Raw genomic sequence first — 19,433 nt, forward strand, 5'->3', positions numbered from 1 at the left:
CGCCCTCACCCGCGCCAGTAGAGCACGCAGACGAGCGTGAACAGGCGGCGGGCGGTATCGAAGTCCAGCCGGATCTTGCCGGAGAGGCGATCCATCAGCGTCTGCGAACCCTCGTTGTGAATGCCGCGGCGCCCCATGTCGATCGCCTCGATCTGGCTCGGCGTCGCCGAGCGGATCGCTTCGTAGTAACTTTCGCAGATCATGAAGTAGTCCTTCACGATCCGGCGGAACGGCGTCAGCGACAGAATATGGGTGGCGACGTCGCTGCCCTTGTCGGTCGAGATCGCAAAGACGAGCTTGGCGTCGACGAGCGAGAGATTGAGCTTATAGGGGCCGCCTGGATGGCCGACCGGCTCGAACAGGTTTTCTTCGAGCAGGTCGAAGATCGCAACCGCGCGCTCATGCTCCACGTCAGGGGTCGAGCGGCCGATGGTCTCGTCCAGAACGACATCGCAGAGACGCTGGTTGCGGTCCGCCTTCATCCAGCGTCCCCGAGATTGAGGCGAATGGCGACGGAGCGCGCATGGGCCTCAAGGCCTTCGGATTTTGCCAGCACGATGGCCGCCGGTCCGAGGATCCGCAATTGTTCGGCATCAAGCCGCAGGATCGACGTGCGCTTCATGTAATCCAGCACGCCAAGGCCGGAGGAGAAGCGCGCGGAGCGGGCGGTCGGCAGCACGTGGTTGGAGCCGCCGACATAGTCGCCGATGACCTCGGGCGTGTGGCGACCGACGAAGATCGCGCCGGCGTTGCGGATCTTGGCCACCATCGGTTCGGGGTCGGCAAGCGCCAGCTCCAAGTGTTCGGCAGCGATGCGGTTCGCGAGCGGCACGGCCTTCTCAAGATCGGGCACGAGGATGACGGCGCCGAAATCGCGCCAGCTTGCCGACGCCGTTTCGGCGCGTGGCAGCGTTTTCAGCTGCCGCTCGACCGCGCTCTCGACCGCCTGGCCGAAATCCGCATCGTCGGTGATCAGGATCGACTGGGCGCCGACATCGTGCTCGGCCTGGGCCAAGAGATCGGCTGCGATCCAGTCCGGATCGTTGTGCTTGTCGGCAATAACAAGCACTTCGGAGGGGCCGGCGATCATGTCGATGCCGACCGTGCCGAAGACCTGGCGCTTGGCCGCAGCCACATAGGCATTGCCCGGGCCGACGATCTTGGCAACCGGTGCAATCGTCTCGGTGCCATAGGCAAGGGCGGCCACAGCCTGCGCGCCGCCGATGCGGTAGATTTCCTCGACGCCGGCAAGGCGTGCAGCAGCCAGCACCGCCGGGTTGATCTTGCCGCCGGTTGCCGGCACCACCATGACGATGCGGGACACGCCGGCAACCTTTGCCGGCAGCGCGTTCATCAGCACCGAGCTCGGATAGCTCGCGGTGCCGCCGGGCACATAGAGGCCGACGGCATCGACCGCAGTCCAGCGCGAGCCGAGGCCGACGCCCATGGCGTCCTGGTAGATATCGTCCTTCGGGCGCTGGCGGGCATGGTGCGCCTCGATGCGGGTGGCGGCGACCTTTAGCGCGCCGAGAACTTCCGGCTCGACCGCCTGGATCGCCGCATCGATCTCGGCGGCGCTGACCGCCATCGGCGTCGTCTGGAAATCGACGCCATCAAAACGCTTGGAGTATTCGGCGAGCGCCGCGTCACCGTGTGCCCGCACGTCGTCGATGATCGCCTTGACCACCGCATTGACGTCCTCGGACACCTCTCGCTTGGTCGTCAGGAATGCCGCGAACTTTTGTTCGAAGTCACCGTCGAGAAAATTGAGCCTGATTGCCAAAGGGGACGTCCTTGTATGCCAGTGTCGGTCGGGTCGATCAGCGTCAAGCGCCTTCGGGATGCTTGGGCTTGAAAGCGGTTTCCCACGCCCCGCCGGTATCCGCAAGCTGCGTTTCGATGCATTCGACGTCAAGCGCGATCGAGGCGTCGCCAGCCAGAACCAACTCCAGCGTGCCTTCCGGCCCCTCGCCCTGCAGCGCGAACTTCAGCGTCAGCAGATCGAGCACCGCCTCGCCGTCACGCCGGTCGAAGCCGACGGAGCGCACTGCATTCACACGTTTGAAGAGGAGAGCCGCACGCCGGCGCTCAAAGGAGCGGCGCTTGCCATCGGCCGTCTCCCAGACGAAGCGGTTGACGATGAGAGAAAACTGCTTGCGACGCGCGTCGTATTCCAGGCCCGAAACCTTGAACACGGCATCCTGGACGTGGGCGGAGACGACAGCGAGATCCTCCTCGTCGAGCGCCAGCAGCTTCAATCCGGTCATGCCATCCATTCCTTTCGTTTCGCCGCACATCTTGCCGTGCCACAATTGAAATGGACATAGGATGTTGCGCCTGAAACCGCAACGGTATCAGGCGCAACCGTTCAAATCAGTCGCTGACGCGCTCGACGTGCGCGCCGCACCGGGTAAGCTTCTCTTCGAGCCGCTCGAAGCCGCGGTCGAGATGATAGACGCGCGAGACCATGGTCTCGCCTTCGGCGGCTAGGCCGGCGATGACGAGCGAGACGGAGGCGCGAAGGTCGGTCGCCATGACAGGCGCGCCCTTCAGGCGGCTGACGCCCTCGATTTTCGCCGTCTGGCCGGAAAGCGAGATCTTGGCGCCGAGACGGGCGAGTTCCTGCACGTGCATGAAGCGGTTCTCGAAGATCGTCTCGGTGATGTGCGAGGTGCCCTTCGCCATGGTCATCAGACCCATGAACTGCGCCTGCAGGTCGGTCGGGAAGCCCGGGAAGGGATCAGTGACGATATCGACCGGCTTAATGCCGGCGCCGTTGCGCACGACGCGGATGCCGCTGTTGGTCTCGGTGATCTCGGCGCCAGCGCGGCGGATCGCTTCCAGCGCCGTGTCGAGCAGCGCCATGTCGGTGTCTTCGAGGATGACGTCGCCACCGGTCATGGCAACGGCCATGGCGTAGGTGCCGGTCTCGATGCGATCGGGAAGAACGCGGTGACGGGCGCCGGAGAGCGAGCGAACGCCCTCGATGGTGATCGTCGAGGTTCCCTGGCCGGTAATCTTGGCGCCCATGGCGTTCAGGCAGTTGGCGAGGTCGACGACTTCAGGCTCGCGCGCGGCGTTGCCGAGCACCGTGGTGCCGTTGGCAAGCGTCGCTGCCATCATCAGCACATGGGTGGCGCCGACCGACACCTTCGGGAAGGTGTAGCGCGCGCCGATCAGGCCGCCAGCCGGCGCCGTCGCGTTGACGTAACCGCTGTCGATCTCGATGTTGGCGGAAAGCGCCTGCAGGCCTTCGATGAAGAGATCGACCGGACGCGTGCCGATGGCGCAACCGCCCGGCAGCGATACCCGCGCCTTGCCTTCACGGGCAAGCAACGGGCCGATAACCCAGAAGCTCGCGCGCATCTTCGAGACCAACTCGTAAGGGGCGGTCGTGTCGACGATGTTGCGGCAGGTGAAATGGATGGTGCGGGCGTAGCTCTCGCCCTGGCGCTCGCGGCGACCGTTGACGGAGATATCCGCGCCATGGTTGCCGAGGATACGGATCAGCTGCTCGACGTCGGCCAGATGCGGCACGTTTTCGAGCGTCAGCGTGTCGTCGGTCAGAAGCGACGCAATCATCAGCGGCAGGGCCGCATTCTTGGCGCCCGAAATCGGGATGACGCCGTTGAGCTTGTTGCCGCCTACAATCCTGATGCGATCCATGAGGCCTCTCGAACGGGCTTGGCCCGCCTTTCCAAAATAATCCGATGTTGTCTGAAGGCGCCTCTTTAGTGGAGACGCCGCGAAATTAGAAGTGCCTTGAACGCCGCGCATCCCTTCGGACGCCTGGCGCTGTAACATTTAGGTCGCTGCACAGTTTTCCCCCGCGATCGGTCCCGATTTAACGGACCTGTGCAATCGAACGCCGATGGAGATGCCACCGGCAAATTGAGAACGAAGCGGCGATGCCGCTTCCTGCCCGTACTAATCTTGGGATTCGTCCGTTTTTGCGGCAGGAAGACCGCTGACGTCATCGGCAGCGCCAGATCGGCGCGCCCGCATCTGCTGCTTGCGGCGCATGAGGTTGTCGCGCAAGGTCCTGGCAAGACGCGCCTTTTTCAGGTCCGCCTCGGTTGTATCCTTTATCTTTTTCTGGCGCACCTTGCCATCCGCCTGCCGTTCGTCAGGCGGAGGCACGGCTTTGCCGCCTTCTTCGTCGTCTGTTTGCATGCCCATGCCATAGCGCAAAACCAGGGTCTTCGGAAGCACCGGTGACTTTTCTCACAGCTCTTCGCGAAAAACTTCGAATTGCGGCTTGCACTCGCCGCTGAGCTATGGCAATAGCCCCCTCGCTTGATGCGGCTGACACACGAACCGGCCGCCAGATGCTGCTATAGCTCAGGGGTAGAGCACTCCCTTGGTAAGGGAGAGGCCGAGAGTTCAAATCTCTCTAGCAGCACCAGTTTTCTCTTAAAGAAATCAAATTGATACTCGCTCGTAGCACCGCGTGCTTTTGCGGTCTGCGAATGTTTTCGCCTGTCCTATCGCCCCAAACGAGCAGGATCTACGGCGCCCGCGAAAGACGCGCCCCAGGCCGCAGAATTTCTCATCGGATGCAATTTTCGCCTGCTGCCATCTGCGTTATGCTGCGATTCGGGCGCGCCCACGCCTCCCCCCTCCGATTGGGAAAGTAGATTTCATACCGGGCACTCTCATCATCGAACCGACTGTTGGGGCAATGCGCACAAGGAGGGACTGCGACGATCGCTCGTACCAGGAGGTTGCCGATGAAACTGACTGCACCGATCTACCATTTGAAACGCAGGGCGAAACGCCTGTGCCGTGAAGAAGCCATCCCGCTCCATGAAGCGCTTGATCGCATTGCCGTTCAGGAGGGCTACTCCACTTGGAGCCTGCTTGCGGCACGACAAGCGACTGCCGGCACCGCGGCGAGTATGCTTGCCCGGCTCGCTCCCGGAGATCTCGTGGTCCTCGCCGCACGCCCCGGCCAGGGCAAGACGCTGAAGAGCCTCGAGCTTGCCGTAGAGGCGATGAGGGCCGGCCATCGCGCCTACTTCTTCACACTGGAATATACCGTGACGGACGTCATCGAGCGTTTTGCGGCCATCAGGGCCGACCATGGCCGGTTTGCCCCGCTGTTCGAGATCGATTGCTCCGACACGATCAGCGCCGACCATATCGTCGGCAAGCTGTCCAAGGCCGATCCCGGCACGCTGGTGGTCGTCGATTACCTCCAGCTTCTCGATCAGCGACGTGACAATCCCGCACTTGGCGATCAGGTGCGCAAATTGAGGGCATTCGCGCGGCAACGCGGGCTGATCATCATCTTCATCTCGCAGATCGATCGATCCTTCGAAGCCGCCGTGAAACCACTTCCGGACCTGGACGATATCCGGATGCCGAACCCCGTCGATCTCCGGCTTTTCGACAAGGCCTACTTCTTGAACAAGGGCGAAGCGAGGCTGCTGGCGATAAACCGAAACGAGAGCCTCCCTCGCTGACACGCGGAACGTATTTCCCGATGCTGCGTTAACGTTTCAAAGGCAGCAACGCGGAGGCTTCTCAATGAAAGGTATCGTTCTCTGGCTTATGGGCGTGCCGCTCATCGTCATCATCCTTCTCTACATGTTCGTATTCTAGAGAAGCAAAATGCAACGGCAGGTTGGCATATTAACGCAACCTTAAGATTCCACTGCCAGATTTGATATTGCGATGATGGACAATCGCAACATCTTTGATCCCCTTTTGAAACCGGCTCCTGCCGGTTTCTTTTTTTGATGCGCTCGTTTCGTACTTGGCGTTACTTGGCGGTTAGACCTTGACCGCCTGCTCCACGAAATCCTGCGAGCCGAAGAACTTGAGGTAGCGCTCGACCTCGGCCGGGTCACCGGTCGCCTTGCGCGGATTGTCGGAGAGTTTTACCGCCGGCCGGCCATCGGCCTCGCTGACCTTGCAGACGATCGAGATCGGACTGAGGCCGCTGATTTCCGTCGGCGCGCAACCGGCAAAATCATTGGTGAGGTTGGTGCCCCAGCCGAAGCTCATGCGCACGCGCCCCTCGAAGTGGCGGTACGTCTCGATGATCGTGTCGACGTCGAGACCATCGGAGAAGATCAACAGCTTTTCCCGGGGATCCCGTCCCATCTTCTTCCACCAGGCGACGATTTTTTCGCCACCTTCGATCGGCGGCGCGCTGTCCGGCCGAAAGCCCGTCCAGTCCGCCACCCATTTCGGCGCGTCGCGCAGGAACGCCGCTGTGCCGAAGGCATCGGGCAGCACGATCAGGAGATTGCCGCCATAGAGTTGGTTCCAGTCCTGCAGCACCTTGTAGGGGGCGGCGGCCAGTTCCTTGTCGTTGCGGGCAAGGGCCGCGGCCACCATCGGCAATTCGTGTGCGTTGGTACCAAGCGCCTCCAGATCGTTGTCCATGGCGAGCAAGACATTGCTGGTCCCGGAGAACGAACTGCCAATCCCTTCCTTCAACGCCTCGACGCACCAGCGCTGCCAAAGGAAGCTGTGGCGGCGGCGCGTGCCGAAATCGGAGATCCTGAGGTTAGGGTACTGCCGCAGCCGCTCGACTTTGGACCACATCTTGGCCTTGGCGCGGGCATAGAGCACATCGAGGGTAAAGGGACCGAGGCCCTTCATCGCCGAGCGCGAGCGCAGCTCGTTGATGATCGCCAGCGCCGGGATCTCCCACATGGTGGTCTCCGCCCAGCGGCCGCGGAAGGTCAGCTCGAACTGGCCGTCGCTGCGTTTCAGCTCATAATCCGGCAGGCGGAACTTGGCGAGCCAGGCGAGAAACTCCGGCGAGAAGATCTGCTTGCGGCCATAGAAGGTATTACCCGCAAGCCAGATCATTTCCTTCTTGGAGAAACGCAGTTCGCGCGCGTGATCGAGTTGCTCGCGCAGTTCCTGCTCATCGATCTCGTCGGCGAGCCGCACCGTCTTCGTGCGGTTGATCAGCGAGAAGGTCGCATCGACATCCGGATAGAGCTGCCAGATCATCTGCAGCATCAGGAGCTTGTAAAAATCCGTGTCCAGCAGGCTGCGTACGATCGGGTCGAGTTTCCAGGCATGATTGTAGACGCGCCTGGCGATATCGGTCTTCGTCATCGGTGAAATTGCTCCTTCCTCTTGGGCGAGGCTAGATCATCTCGGCTAGTTCAGCTCGACGCCGGCATCACGCATACGCGTCACCATGGCATGAAGCGAGCCGTTGAGGTCGATGCCCCGACAGGCATCGAGAACGACCGTGGTCGAGAATCCCTGCGCCACCGCGTCGAGCGCGGAGAAGGCGACGCAGAAATCGGTCGCGAGCCCGCAGAGCGTCACCTTTTTGATACCGCGGTCCCTGAGATAGCCGGAAAGGCCGGTCGGCGTCCGGCGGTCGTTTTCAAAGAAGGCGGAATAGCTGTCGATTTGCGCGCGGAAACCCTTGCGGATCAAAAGTTCGGCGCGGATCCATTCGAGCGCCGGATGGAAATCGGCACCGGCGCTGCCCTGCACGCAATGATCCGGCCAGAGCGTCTGCGCGCCATAGGGCATGGCGATCATTTCGAAGGGATTTTTGCCGGGATGGCTGGAGGCAAAGCTGGAGTGGCCGGAGGGATGCCAATCCTGGGTCAGAACCACATGCTCGAAGCGGCCGATCAGCCCGTTAATCATCGGCACGATCTCGTCGCCGCCCGCAACACCAAGCGCTCCGCCCGGGCAGAAATCGTTCTGCACATCCACGACGATCAACGCTTTATCCGCCATCATTCACCTCTGGACGATCAACTGCTTATCGATCACCAAAATCGATTTAAGTCCAAGATCAATCACAGAATTTGAGCGACGACAAGCCAGTTCCGCAGGCTTCCGAGATCGGAAGGGCAGATAAGCAAAAAGGGCGTCGGCCATGGCGGACGCCCTCGAACAAATGCGATCGAAAACGATCAGTTTCCGAGATTGTTGATGTTATCTGCGATCGAGAAGCCGGAATTGGCGATGCCGACCGGCTGGGCGACGAAGTTCAGGAACTTCGAGAAATCGACCGACGGGTGACGCGAGGCATAGATGACGTCGCGGTTCTTGACCGGGAAGGTCTGGCCGACAATCAGGCTGTCAGGCTTGCTCATGTCAAAGCGGTAGACGATCGGGTAGCGCCCCACGCTGTCGGTCTTCATGCCCTTACGCAGCATTTCGTTGAAACGCTGCTGACCGAGCAGGCTCATGACCACATCAGGCTCTTCGTAACGGAAGATGAAATAGCCCTTCATGTCGAGCGTGTAGTCCGAGCCACCGCCCGCAAGGCCCATCGCCTCGAGCAGATTGAGATCGTTGGCGCCGAATTCGACGCGCTGGTTGGCCTTGACCGCACCGAGGATCGTGAAGCGGCGCGGATCGCGCGTCACGAAGATCTGGTCGCCCGGCTTGACGTGGATATTTTCCGACGGGTTCTCGATGATCGACTTCAGGAGAACCGTTCCGGTCTTCTTGCCGCGCACCAATGTGACGAAGGTTTCATAGGGCTGCGCGACCGGGCCACCGGCCTTGGCGATGACCTCATTGATTGTTTCGTCGACGAGACTCAGCGGCACCACCGACGATTTGCCGACGGCACCCGAAACCGTAACGTTACGCGATGCGGTGCTCATGCTCGTGACGATGACGTCGGGCTCAACCGCCTTCTGCTTCAGCGCTTCCAGAATTTCCTGGCGCGCCTGCTCCAGTGTCAGGCCGGCAAACTTGACGGGGCCGACATAGGGGATGGCAGCCTTGCCATCCGGCTGAACGACGAGATCGATGCTCGTCTGCTTGGAGTCCTGCGTCGAGAACAAGCCGTCGCTGCCGGCTTCGAAGATCGAGACCTTAAGCTGGTCGCCAACGCCGATGACGACGCGGCCAACACCGCCGCCAATGCCGAAACGGCGATTAAGCGTCGAGGAGACATAATCGGAAACGAGACGCGCGGAGCGTCCGTCCACATCGACGATGTCGAAAACCGTTGCATTCTGGCGGCCGATCTCGGCGCCTGACTGGCCGGCGTCCTTGACGATCGCTCCGGCCAACGGCCCCTCACCAGGCACAGCCTGGCATCCGACGAGGGCGGAACAAAGCAGAAGGGCACTGACTCGTTTCAACTACGACACTCCACATTCGGCACAGCCATGATTTTGCTCATGGTTCCGCGCCGCATCATCCCCCGGCAGGGAATTTCGCCGGTCTCTGAAAAGCACAATCACCGTCCCACAACAAGTCACCTCAAGACCAAGACGGGCAATTTATTTGAGCCCGCGTCTTTCTGGTCATACCTTCGATACCTTGAGCGTGGTTTGTCGCCCAATCCGACTTGGACTGGCGTTGACAGCGTGTATATCTTCAGTCTTTGGGGTTGAAAGCTAGGGACTTTAAGTTAAAAGCTGACTAATGAGGCGGAACGAATATAGCTGGGGATAGCCCGCAAGCATGACGATTGGCGATTGCATTTCAACTTCCGCCGCGCAATCGCAGGTGCAACTTTAACGGCATTTTAGAGCGTTCGATCATACATGGCTGTTGAGATTATTGGGCGTGCATGCCTCGCCCCTGGAGCAGAATCGCCCTCGGCGTTGTTCAAACTTCTACGTCAGGGCAAGTGCACCGTCACCAGCATTCCATCGGATCGCTGGGACGTGGCGCGATTCTGGCATCCCGTCATGGGCACGCAGGGGAAGACCTATTCCTTCGCGGCCGGCGTGCTGGATCAACTCTATGATTTCGATCCGGCCGTCTTCGGCATGTCGCAGCGCGAGGCCATGTATATGGACCCGCAGCAGCGCGTGCTGCTCCAGCTCGCCTGGCGGGCGCTTGAAGACGCCAACATCTCGGCGACGTCGCTGCACGGCGAAAACGTCGGTGTCTATATCGGCGCATCGAGCCTCGACCACGCCAACCTGACGGTCGAGGATCCGGCCGCGGCTGGCCCGTACTTCATGACCGGCAACACCCTGTCGATCGTCTCCAACCGCATCTCGCACATCTTCGGCCTCAGCGGCCCGAGCATGACGGTCGACACCGCCTGTTCCTCCTCGCTGGTCGCCCTCGACCAGGCGATGCGGGCGCTCAACGCCGGGGAGATCGACACGGCGATCGTCGGCGGCGTCAACATCCTTGCCCACCCCCTGCCCTTCGTCGGCTTCGCCCAGGCACGCATGCTGTCGCCGGAAGGCCTCTGCCGCGCCTATGACAACGACGGCGCCGGCTACGTGCGCGCCGAAGGCGGCGTGGTCTTCGTGCTGCGCCGTTCCGATCGGGCGCGCCGCGAGAAAGACCGCAGCTATGCGCGCATCGTCGCGACCGGCGTGAATTCAGCCGGCCGCACCAACGGCATTTCGCTGCCGTCGCGCGAAGCCCAGGCCAACCTGCTGAGAGCGATCTACGAAGGAAACGGCATCGACGCCAATCAGGTGGCCTTCGTCGAAGGCCACGGTACCGGCACCAAGGTCGGCGACCCGGCGGAAGTCTGGTCGATCGGAACGGTCATCGGCGCCAAGCGCCGGGCGCCTGTGCCGATCGGCTCGATCAAGTCGAACATCGGCCATACGGAACCCGCCTCCGGCCTCTTCGGCATGCTGAAGGCCATGATGGCGCTTGAGAACAACTACCTGCCGGCTTCGCTGCATTTCGACACGCCAAACGAGCATATCGACTTCGATGGTCTGAACGTCCGCGTCACGGCAAACCCGATCGAGCTTCTGCGCGGTAAGCGCGCGCGCCTTGCCGGCATCAACTCGTTCGGCTTCGGCGGCGCCAATGCGCACGTCGTTATCAGCGACCCGGAACCGGCCGCCGATGAAAAGGCCGCAAACCCGTCGTCTTCGGGACATGTGTTCCTCGCAAGCGCTCATACGCAGTCGAGCCTGGAAGCCCTTCTCAAGGATTACAAGACCGCTTTCGCGCATGCTTCCAAGAGTGAAGCCCGTGCGATGATCGCCGCATCGGGTGCCAACCGCACCCATATGCGCCATCGGTTTGCCGCTCGCAGCGACCAGCCCGAAGATATCGTCCGTGCGATCGCCAGCCACCTGGAAAAGCCCGGCTCGGATATCGGTGAGGTCGGCGAGGCCGTCGTTCGCGACGCCAAGGTCGCGTTCGTGTTCTCCGGCAACGGCTCGCAATGGGCCGGCATGGGTGTGGAAGCCTTCCGCGAAAACCTGCATTTCCGCCAGTGTTTCACCTCGGTCAGCGCGCTGTTCAAGTTCCATTCGGATATCGCGCTCACCGATCTCCTGACCGATCCTGATCTCGACAAGAAGCTTGCCGACACGAAGATCGCCCAGCCGCTGCTGTTTGCGGTGCAGGCCGCCCTGTCGGATTCGCTGGTTGCCATGGGCATCAAGCCGGTCGCCGTCTTCGGTCACTCCGTCGGCGAAATCGCCGCGGCCTATGCCGCCGGCGCGCTGTCGCTCGTCGATGCCGTTTCGATCGTTGCGAAACGTTCGCTGCATCAGGACCTGCTTGCCGGCCACGGCACGATGGCGGCCGTCATGCTCGGTGAAGAGGCTGCTCGCGCCTTTGCCGAGGCTCGCGGTCTTGACGAACTCTGCGTTGCTGCGGTCAACGCCCATAATTCCGTGACGATCTCGGGCCCGGCCGACCAGATCTCGGCCTTCCGCGATGCCGCCCGCAAGGCGAAGATCCCGGTCCAGATCCTCGACATCAACTATCCGTTCCATCATCCGATCATCGATCGGGCGAAGGATGCCTTCCTCTCGGACATCCCCGATATCGCACCGCGCCGCACCGAACTCGCCTATCTTTCGACGGTCACGGGTGCCGCGCTCGAGGGCACGCAGCTCGATCCGGAATACTGGTGGAAGAACGTTCGCGAGCCGGTCCGCTTCCAGGCGGCTGCGGAAGCCGCGATCGAAATGGGCTGCCGCCTGTTCATCGAGATTTCGCCGCGCCCGATCCTGTCGTCCTACGTCAAGGAGACGATCAAGCAGGCAGCAGCCCCCGGCATGGTGGTGCCCACGCTGCTCAGAGACGTCGCCGAAAGCGGCCAGGATCCGATCTCGGCCGCGATGGCACGCGCCGTTGCGCACGGCGCCGTCGTGGATACGACCCGGGTATTCGGCAAGCGCAATGCATCGATCGCCCTGCCAAGCCTGCCCTTCGAGCCCGTCGAACTGCGCCCAGCGGCAACAACTGATGCCACCGACCTGTTCGGCCGGATTGCCAGACCATACCGCCTGACCGGCTGGCGCAGCGATCCGAACAGCGGCAGCTGGAAAAACCATATCGACGCCCATCTCTTCCCGGATCTTGCCGAACACGTGGTGGACGGCAAGGCGATCCTGCCGGGCAGCGGCTTCATCGAGATCGCCGTTGCTGCGGCACAGCAGTTCTATGGCAGCGAAGAAGTCGAGATCACCAATCTCGAAATCGTCCGGCCGCTGGAACTCAGCGACACAAAAATCATGGAGCTGTCGACCGTCCTTTCGCCAGAGACCGGCGACCTCGAAATCCGCTCGCGTGAACGGCTGTCGGAAGACGACTGGGCCGTGCACGCGGTTGCCCGCTGCCGCAAGCCGCTGCCGGCCGGGGACCGCGCCTATCCGTCGCTCGCAGGCCTCGCCAAGACGGCAACGGTGGCACCGGGTCGCGCCTATGAGACGGCGCGGCAATTCGGCCTCGACTACGGTCCTCGCTTCCAGCTGCTCGCAAAAGCGGTTGCCTATGGCGACCGCCTGGTCGATGTCGAGCTGAAGACGGCCGAAGCCACCGGACACCCGCTGGTCAGCTATGCCCTGAACCCGATCTCGGTCGATGCGACCTTCCACGGGCTGGTCGCGCTCTTCGACCGATTCACCGGCGACAAGAGTGGCGCACCCTATATTCCCGTCCGCTTCGGTTCGGTTCGTGTCGTCAATGGCGGCCTGCCGATCGCGCGCGCGATGATCGAAATTGAACGCGTCAGCACCAATTCGATCAAGGCGAAGTTCCACTTCTTCGGCCAGTCGGGCGAGCCGATCGCGCATTTCGAGGATTGCCGTTTCCGCCGCACCTATCTGCGCAAGCACAAGACGCTCGATGCGCTGTCCTTCCACTACGAGGCAGTACAATCGGAAGTCGCCCTGCCAGGCCTTCTGCGCAACAGCCTTGTGCCGGTATCGATCGCAATGCCGGCCCCCGGCGAGGCTGGTGTCGACAATGCGACGCTGCTCTTCAATGCCGCGATCTACCGCGCCTGCCAGGAGATCGCCCTCAAGCTCGGTAAGGGGCGTTCCACGATCCAGGGCGGCAATCTGCCTGGCGATTTCGCCTTCCAGTGTTTTCTGACGAGCTGCCTCTACGTGCTCGAAGATGCCGGGCTCTGTGAGCACAAGGATGGTGTGTGGACCGTCGCGCAGGAATTCAACCTGCCGAGCGTGCCTGAAATTCTGAGCGAGCTTTACGGCGAACGGCCTGACCGCGCCGTCGAGGCCGTGCTGATCAATAACGCCTATGCGGAAGCCCTTGCCCGCATCGACGCCTTGCATGCGGGCGACGAAGCGGCCTCGGGATCGAGCTTCATCAGCGACGCCACGATCGACCATCAGGCGGTTCATTCGGAGGCAAGCCGCCAGCGCATGGCCTTCGTGCTGGAGGCTCTCGAAACGGCCCTATCGGCACAGTCCGCCGGAGCGCGCCTGCGCATCGTCGAACTCGGCAGCGTATCCGCTGGTTTCACTAAGCGTCTGGCCACTCTTGCCGAAAAGCATGGTGCAAGCCTCACCGTGTTCGAAGCTCGCGATAACGCCCAGCGCGGCCTTGAGCTAGCCTTCGAAAACGACGCCCATGTACACATCCTCAAGAAGGGCGAACTCGCGACGCTTGCGGCCTTCGATCTTGCTGTCAGCGCGTCCGACGGGTTCTACGGCCTGATCGAGGACGATGTGGCGGTTCGCACAGCGTTGCGCACGGCACTGCGCCCTACGGGTGGGCTGATTGCCGCGGTCAGCGCGCCATCGCTGTTCAACGACTTCGCGCTTGGCCTGTCCGAGGGCTGGTTCGCGCGCAGCCAGACGGCGGAGTTTCCGATCGGCAACCTCGCGGCGGCGCCGCACTGGCAGAAATGCCTCGACGATCTCGACCTGCGGGACACCGACATTGCCGACCGCGAATGTGCAAGCGGCAACGTCATCCTGCTCGAAGCACGTGGCGCAGCAACTGCTGCCGCAGACGCGGCGGTGCCGGCATCCGTCCCCCACCTGCTGCTGGAGATCGCGGGGCACGAACAGCGCGAGCCCTCTGGTTCAGCCATTCGCGTCAGCCTGACCGGCGACGCGGCTGCGGACAAGGCCGCGCTCCTGCCAGCCCTCGAGACGCTGGGGGGCCAACCGCTTCGGGCAGTCTTCCTTGCCTTGCCGGCGGCCGCGTCGCGCACCGACGATTCCGCCTCTCTACAAACACAGATCCTCGCGCTCGGCACGTTTGCCGAAGCATTGCGCCAGCATATCGGCGGTACGGAGCCAGCGGACGACAAACGGCCCCGTCTCGTGCTTGTCGCGCCGGGCGGCGCACCGATCGCCAGCCGGACGGTCGGCGCGGCGGTCGCAAGCGACGGCGTCAATGCCGGCCTCTGGGCTTTCGCACGCGTGCTTCAGAACGAATACGAGTTCCTCGACGTCCACTCGCTCGACATCGACGGTTCACCGACGACGGATGCTGAGATGGCTGCGGCATTGCCGCTGCTTGGCGCGATGGGAGTAAACCGCGAATGGCTGCTCGAAGGCGAGGCTGGCGCTGCGCTTTCGGAGATCCGCGCCGTGCCTGGCCCAGTCGACAATGCGCACGCGGCAACGGCTGACTTCAAGGCTGCAACCATCCGCCAGCGCGTCAGCTCTCAGGTCGGCAGCATCGTCTGGGAAGAAAGCGACATCCCCTCGGCAGGCCCGGGTGAAGTCGTCGTCGCGGTCGCAGCCACCGGCCTCAACTTCCGCGACGTAATGTGGGCGATGGGCCTTCTGCCGGAAGAGGCGCTCGAAGACGGCTTCGCAGGCGCGACGATCGGCATGGAGCTTTCCGGCCACGTGGTCGCGGTCGGCGACGGCGTCGATGACCTCGCCGTGGGCGATGCCGTCATGGCGATTGCATCCTCCGCCTTCTCGACCCACGCGGTCGTTTCGCGCGCCGGCGTCGCCAGGTTGCCGCAATCGGTCAGCCCCGTCGCCGCGGCGACGGTTCCGGTCGCGTTCCTGACTGCCTATTATGCGATGGTCGAGCTTGGCCGGATCCAGCCTGACGAAACGATCCTCATCCATGGCGCCGCCGGCGGCGTCGGCCTTGCCGCGCTGCAGGTCGCAAAGCTGAAGGGCGCCAAGGTCATCGCCACGGCAGGATCGCGCGAGAAGCGTCGCTTCCTGTCGATGCTGGGTGCCGATCACGTCTTCGATTCCCGTTCGCTCGATTTCGTCAACGACGTTCGCGCCGTGACGGGCGGTGAAGGCGTCGATCTCGTGCTCAACTCGCTGTTCGCCGAGGCCATGGAGCAGAGCCTGGCGCTGGTGAAGCCCTTTGGCCGCTTCCTTGAACTTGGCAAGCGCGACTATTACGCCGACAGCAAGATCGGCCTTCGGCCGTTCCGCCGCAATGTCAGCTATTTCGGCATCGACGCCGACCAGTTGCTGGTCAATCAGCCGAAGCTGACCAAGCGGATCTTCACCGAGATCGGAGCACTGTTCGAAGACGGCAAGCTGACGCCGCTTCCCTATCGCGCCTTCGACTTCGACGAGATCGGCAACGCCTTCCGACTGATGCAGAATGCCGGGCATATCGGCAAGATCGTCGTGCTTCCTCCGGTCGCCGGCACGCACCGCGTTGCCAAGCGTCCGCATGGCGGCATGAAGGTCGATCCGAACGGCATGCATCTCGTCGTCGGCGGCATCGGCGGTTTCGGCCTGGCTGCCGCCAACTGGCTCGTCGAAAAGGGTGCGACGAAGGTCGCGCTCTGCTCACGCCGCGGCCTGGCGGACGCCGAAACGACGGCAATGATCGAAGCTTGGACGAAGGCTGGCGTATCCGCCACGGTTCATGCCTGCGACGTCACCGATCCGGCAGCGACGGAGCGCCTGCTCAAGACGTTGCGCGCAGTGGCACCGCTGCGCTCGATCGTCCATGCCGCAATGGTGCTCGACGACGCGCTGATCAGCAACCTCAACCGCGAGCGAAACCGGCCGGTCATCGACACCAAGGCCAAGGGTGCCGCGGTTCTCGATCAACTGACCAGCAACGACAAGATCGACAACTTCATCCTGTTCTCGTCGGCGACGACACTCGTCGGCAACCCCGGACAGGCGAATTACGTCGCGGCCAACGGCTATCTCGAAGGTCTCGCCCGCGCCCGTCGCGCACGCGGCCTTGCGGGTCTCGCCGTCGGGTTCGGCGCCATCGCCGACAGGGGCTATCTGGTCCAGAACACGGATGTGAACGACATCCTCGCCAAGCGCATCGGCAAGACCGCGCTGAAGGCGCAGACGGCACTCGACATGGTCGAGAGCCACCTGGCCTTCGATCCAGGCACCGTCGATGCGGCAACCGTGATGATCTCGGAGATCGACTGGTCGGCGGCACGCAATCTGCCTGTCGCCAAGAACGCGCTCTTCGAAGTCATCCTGCGCAGCGCCGACCAGCATGCGACGGGCGGCGAAGGCACCAAGATGGACCTCGTCGCGATGATCGAGGGCAAGTCGCCACAGGAAGCCGAAGACATTCTCTTCGACCTCGTCGCCGGCGAAATCGCCGCAATCCTGCGCGTATCGAAGGATACGGTCACGCGCAGCAAGGTTCTGAAGGAAATCGGGCTCGACAGCCTCATGGCCGTCGAACTCGGCATGAGCTTCCAGCAGAACACCGGCTTCGACATGCCGCTCAGCGGCGTCGCCGACAACACGACGGTTGGCGATGTCGCCCGCAAGCTCTATGAGAAGGTGAGCAAGCGCGACCAGAGCGACGATGCCGAGCCCGCCGACGACAAGATTGTCAGCGAACTTGCGCAGCGGCACGTCGGAACGGCGAAGGAAAAAGCACAAGGCCAATGAGCACGAACGGAAACGGTCCAGGCGCATCCAAGATGACCAGCAGCCTCAAAGAGAACCTGCTGGACCGGATGAGAAACACGCATCAATCCTCCGAGCGCAACCGCATGGCGCGCTCGGAGCGGGAGATGCCGCCGCCGGCGCGCCGGCAGCAGGCCCGTTTCGAAGACCTGCCGGAATACAAGCAGGTGATGACCCAGAAGTTCGCAAGCGAGCAGCTCGGCATCGCCAATCCATTCTATCGTGCGCACCAGACGGCGGCGGGCGCGACCACCGTCATCGACGGCCGGAAGCTGATCAACTTCGCCTCCTATGACTACCTTGGCCTCAATCGCCATGCGGAGGTGCTTGCGCGGGCACGCGATACCATCGGCACCTTCGGCATTTCCGCCTCGGCGAGCCGCCTCGTCGCCGGCGAGCGCCCGGTGCATGTGGCGCTGGAAGAGAAGATCGCCGGCTTCTATGGCGTCGATGCCGCCGTCTGCTTCGTCAGCGGCTATCTCACCAATGTCGCCGCCATCAGCTGCCTGATGGGACCGAAGGACCTCGTCGTCCACGACGAGTTCATCCACAACAGCGCCCTTGCCGGCGTCAAGCTCTCGGGCGCGACTCGACGCCTGTTCAAGCACAATGACGTCGCCGACCTCGAACACGTGCTACGCACCGTCGCCGGCGACTATCGCCGCATCATGGTCATCGTCGAGGGCATCTACTCGATGGACGGCGATGTCGCCGACCTGCCGGCGCTTCTGAAGCTCCGGGCCGAATACGGCTTCTGGCTGATGGTCGACGAAGCGCATTCGCTCGGCGTTCTCGGCAAGACCGGCCGCGGGCTTGCAGAGCATTTCGGCGTCGATCCCCGCGAGATCGACATCTGGATGGGCACGCTCTCCAAGACCACGTCGAGCTGCGGCGGCTACATCGCCGGCAGCGAAGCGCTGGTCGAGGTGCTGAAGGCATCGGCCGGCGGCTTCGTCTACAGCGTCGGCCTTGCGCCGGTGCTGGCGGCCGCGGCAACCACAAGCCTGGAGGTGCTGGAACGGGAGCCGACGCGCACGGCGGCGCTGCGCCGCAACGGCGCGCTCTTCCTCAAGCTTGCCAAGGAAGCGGGGCTCGACACCGGCCTCAGCAGCGGATTTTCCGTGGTTCCGGTTCTGGTTGGTGATTCCCTGCGTGCGGTGCAGCTGTCGAACGACCTGCTTGCCGAAGGGGTCAATGCGCTGCCGATCATCCACCCGGCGGTCCCGGAAGGCCTGGCTCGGCTGCGCTTCTTCATCACCAGCGACCACACGGAAGAGCAGATCCGGCGCACGGTAACACTCACGGCCGAGCGTCTGGCCGACCTTACCGAACGCAACTTCGGCCTTGGCGGCATCGACATCGACCAGATGATGAAAGCGCTCTCGGCGCGCTGACCCGATCGCATTTGCTGTCGGGTCAGGTGGTCGCGGAAGCAGAGCCGCTTCGCACTCTCCCGAACTCTGGAGCGGAATACCAGCATGGCGCATGTGATCATTACCGGTGGCTCGAGCGGTATCGGATTTGCGGTCGCATCGATCTACGCGGCGCGCGGGGCGCGCCTCTCGCTGATTGCCCGCTCCCGTGGCCTCCTGGAAGGCGCGCAGGCAAAACTTATCGCATCCAGTGGGGCGAACGCCGACAGCATCCGGATCGAGGCCGCCGACGTCGCGGTGGAAAACGATGTCGAAGCGGCCATCCGTCGGTGCGAACAGGCCTTCGGCCCCTGCGATATCCTGGTAGCATCGGCCGGCATTGTCGAACCCGGCCGGTTCGAGGAGCTCGACAGCGCTTCGTTCCGGCAGCAGATGGACACCAACTTCTCCGGCACGGTGCATGCGGTCCGGGCGGTCTATGACAGCATGAAGCGGCGCCGTCGGGGCCGGATCATGATGATCTCGTCCGGCGCAGGGCTACTCGGCATCTATGGTTATTCGGCCTATTGCGCCTCCAAGTTCGCCGTGCACGGCTTCGCCCAGGCGCTGCGTTCAGAAGCCCGTCCGCACGGCGTCAGTGTTTCCGTCTGTTTTCCGCCGGATACGGAAACGCCGCAGTTTCAGCGCGAGCTGGCGGCTCGCCCGCCGGAAGCCGCCAGGATCATGGGCACGGTCCGGCCCTGGCCGGCCGAAGCGGTGGCCAAGCGGATCGTCAAGGGAACAGACCGCGGCCGGTTCGAAGTCTATTTCGGCACGACATTGTTTCTACTTGGACGCTTCGCTCCCGCCGTTCGTCCCCTGCTCAACTGGTGGTTCGACCGGGCGATTGTGCGGTGCGGCAACACGGCGACGCATAATCGTGGAGTGTCCGAGCACCGGACCTGACGGTGCTTGTACCTAGCATCGATAAGATCTAAGTGTCGGGCGGACGCTGTGCCGCATAAAGCGGCATCGGCCGGCATGAAGACAT

At 62.8% G+C, this 19,433-nt stretch carries 12 protein-coding genes and 1 tRNA gene; 5 read left to right on the plus strand and 8 right to left on the minus strand.

Translation table 11 applies throughout. The features are described from left to right. Positions 1 to 5 precede the first annotated feature (5 nt). The 5 genes from BLU15_RS08620 to BLU15_RS38905 all read right to left on the minus strand — a co-directional run bounded on the left by BLU15_RS08620 (position 6) and on the right by BLU15_RS38905 (position 4,179). Entirely contained in the window at positions 6 to 482 is a 477-nt protein-coding gene (locus BLU15_RS08620) for a UPF0262 family protein (protein ID WP_034797007.1), read from the minus strand. Beyond that, on the minus strand, positions 479 to 1,783 hold the full coding sequence (gene hisD / locus BLU15_RS08625; protein ID WP_060522280.1) for a histidinol dehydrogenase: 1,305 nt from the start codon (positions 1,781 to 1,783) through the stop codon (positions 479 to 481). The genes BLU15_RS08620 and hisD overlap by 4 nt, the downstream gene beginning before the upstream one ends. A 43-nt stretch (positions 1,784 to 1,826) precedes the next feature. Further along, positions 1,827 to 2,267, minus strand: a complete 441-nt coding sequence (locus BLU15_RS08630; RefSeq protein ID WP_034797590.1) for a DUF2948 family protein — start codon at positions 2,265 to 2,267, stop codon at positions 1,827 to 1,829. Positions 2,268 to 2,373: 106 nt separating this feature from the next. Further along, positions 2,374 to 3,666, minus strand: coding sequence for a UDP-N-acetylglucosamine 1-carboxyvinyltransferase (gene murA, locus BLU15_RS08635; RefSeq protein ID WP_060522281.1), 1,293 nt, complete (start codon positions 3,664 to 3,666; stop codon positions 2,374 to 2,376). A gap of 261 nt (positions 3,667 to 3,927) precedes the next feature. After that, on the minus strand, positions 3,928 to 4,179 hold the full coding sequence (locus tag BLU15_RS38905) for a hypothetical protein (RefSeq protein ID WP_371589643.1): 252 nt from the start codon (positions 4,177 to 4,179) through the stop codon (positions 3,928 to 3,930). 151 nt (positions 4,180 to 4,330) lie between these two features. Here BLU15_RS38905 and BLU15_RS08645 point away from each other — a divergent pair. Next, a tRNA-Thr gene (locus tag BLU15_RS08645) sits at positions 4,331 to 4,405 on the plus strand. 325 nt (positions 4,406 to 4,730) lie between these two features. After that, the gene (locus BLU15_RS08650) at positions 4,731 to 5,465 is read left to right on the plus strand and encodes a DNA helicase (protein ID WP_090294988.1); all 735 of its coding nucleotides are present in this window, start codon (positions 4,731 to 4,733) and stop codon (positions 5,463 to 5,465) included. 310 nt (positions 5,466 to 5,775) lie between these two features. Here BLU15_RS08650 and pncB read toward each other — a convergent pair whose 3' ends face one another. The 3 genes from pncB to BLU15_RS08665 form a co-directional block, all read right to left on the minus strand. Continuing rightward, complete coding sequence (gene pncB, locus BLU15_RS08655; protein ID WP_034797014.1) at positions 5,776 to 7,080, minus strand: nicotinate phosphoribosyltransferase; 1,305 nt, start codon at positions 7,078 to 7,080, stop codon at positions 5,776 to 5,778. A gap of 45 nt (positions 7,081 to 7,125) precedes the next feature. After that, positions 7,126 to 7,725 (minus strand): bifunctional nicotinamidase/pyrazinamidase, encoded by a 600-nt coding sequence (pncA, locus tag BLU15_RS08660; RefSeq protein WP_090295137.1) that lies wholly within the window; start codon positions 7,723 to 7,725, stop codon positions 7,126 to 7,128. Positions 7,726 to 7,904: 179 nt separating this feature from the next. Beyond that, positions 7,905 to 9,092 (minus strand): polysaccharide biosynthesis/export family protein, encoded by a 1,188-nt coding sequence (locus BLU15_RS08665; protein ID WP_034797015.1) that lies wholly within the window; start codon positions 9,090 to 9,092, stop codon positions 7,905 to 7,907. Between the two features lie 408 nt (positions 9,093 to 9,500). On the opposite strand from BLU15_RS08665, the gene BLU15_RS08670 reads away from it, so the two are divergent. The 3 genes from BLU15_RS08670 to BLU15_RS08680 all read left to right on the plus strand — a co-directional run bounded on the left by BLU15_RS08670 (position 9,501) and on the right by BLU15_RS08680 (position 19,348). Then, complete coding sequence (locus BLU15_RS08670) at positions 9,501 to 17,012, plus strand: type I polyketide synthase (protein ID WP_090294990.1); 7,512 nt, start codon at positions 9,501 to 9,503, stop codon at positions 17,010 to 17,012. Next, positions 17,009 to 18,424 (plus strand): aminotransferase class I/II-fold pyridoxal phosphate-dependent enzyme, encoded by a 1,416-nt coding sequence (locus BLU15_RS08675; protein WP_060522318.1) that lies wholly within the window; start codon positions 17,009 to 17,011, stop codon positions 18,422 to 18,424. The genes BLU15_RS08670 and BLU15_RS08675 overlap by 4 nt, the downstream gene beginning before the upstream one ends. A gap of 84 nt (positions 18,425 to 18,508) precedes the next feature. After that, positions 18,509 to 19,348: an SDR family oxidoreductase gene (locus tag BLU15_RS08680; protein WP_090294991.1), complete on the plus strand. Its 840-nt coding sequence runs from the start codon at positions 18,509 to 18,511 to the stop codon at positions 19,346 to 19,348. The last annotated feature ends 85 nt before the right edge of the window (positions 19,349 to 19,433 follow it).

The sequence above is a fragment of the Ensifer sp. YR511 genome (assembly GCF_900103045.1).
In the GTDB taxonomy this organism is placed as follows: Bacteria; Pseudomonadota; Alphaproteobacteria; order Rhizobiales; family Rhizobiaceae; genus Ensifer; species Ensifer adhaerens.